The organism is Rhizobium sp. PEPV16, assembly GCF_008919455.1.
In the GTDB taxonomy this organism is placed as follows: domain Bacteria; phylum Pseudomonadota; class Alphaproteobacteria; order Rhizobiales; family Rhizobiaceae; genus Rhizobium; species Rhizobium leguminosarum_Q.
Map to the genome: position 1 here is coordinate 1 of NZ_VSZV01000023.1, position 828 is coordinate 828.

Genomic DNA, 828 nt, shown 5'->3' on the forward strand with positions numbered 1-828 from the left:
TGAAGGGCGGAAACGCACCTTCGACGGCAACTCTCATGGGAGTGCGATCTTGCGCGGCCACCTCGAGCGGCGAGGTCGCAGCCAGTAGGATACCCATCCCGCCCGCCATCAGCGCTCCGCGCAGTATAGTCTGAATGGATATGCGCAACATCGTCGGGAGCTCCTTGGGCGTATTCAATCTCGCCCATAGTGCGCCGCAGCCTTTAATTCTACGTGAACGCTTCTTTGTTAGCGTCGACGAATGCGCCCATGTCGTGGTGTTCAGGGGTCTACGCTTGCACATCGTTCTTCCTTCCAGCTCCAACACGTTTCAGCAATCCTGGATCGCTTCGGGAAGAATTCTGTTTCTGATTGCCGTCAGCGGGCTTGGAGCGATCGGACTCGTCGTGCTATCGGCGCTCTGGGCAGGAACCGAGAGCGACGCTGCCGCCCTTGATCGACAGCGCCAGCTTGTGAATGCCCGCCTGCGGGAACAGGTCGATCAAGTCGCACATGTTATCGGGCAGTTCGGCAATGGTTACCTCGCACGTGTTTATCCTGCCGCCCTGGCGACCGAAGGCTCCTCCAGCCTCGATGCCGTTTTGACGGCGGCAGCCGGGAGTGCGATCAGCCAGACGGCGATGTCTGCCTTCGGCTACGATCAGGCCTTTGTCGTCGATGACAAGGCTCAACTGCTCATGCTGGCGGACGCTCAAACGGAGAAGCGATACCGCTGGATGAAGCCTCTCTTTTTGCCTCTCCTTAAGGATGCCCGTCTTGGGGTCAGGCGAAGCACGGCTTTGAACGAACGAACGCCGTCCTCAATGGAAGCCCGCCTTGCAAGCGCCG

2 pseudogenes are annotated in these 828 nt (G+C 59.4%); one reads left to right on the forward strand and one right to left on the reverse strand.

The window, feature by feature from the left end:
• Positions 1-151, reverse strand: a pseudogene (locus FY112_RS00150) (amino acid ABC transporter); the annotation flags it as partial.
• A 103-nt stretch (positions 152-254) separates the two neighbouring features.
• Here FY112_RS00150 and FY112_RS00155 point away from each other — a divergent pair.
• Positions 255-828 (forward strand): annotated as a pseudogene (locus FY112_RS00155) (bifunctional diguanylate cyclase/phosphodiesterase); the annotation flags it as partial.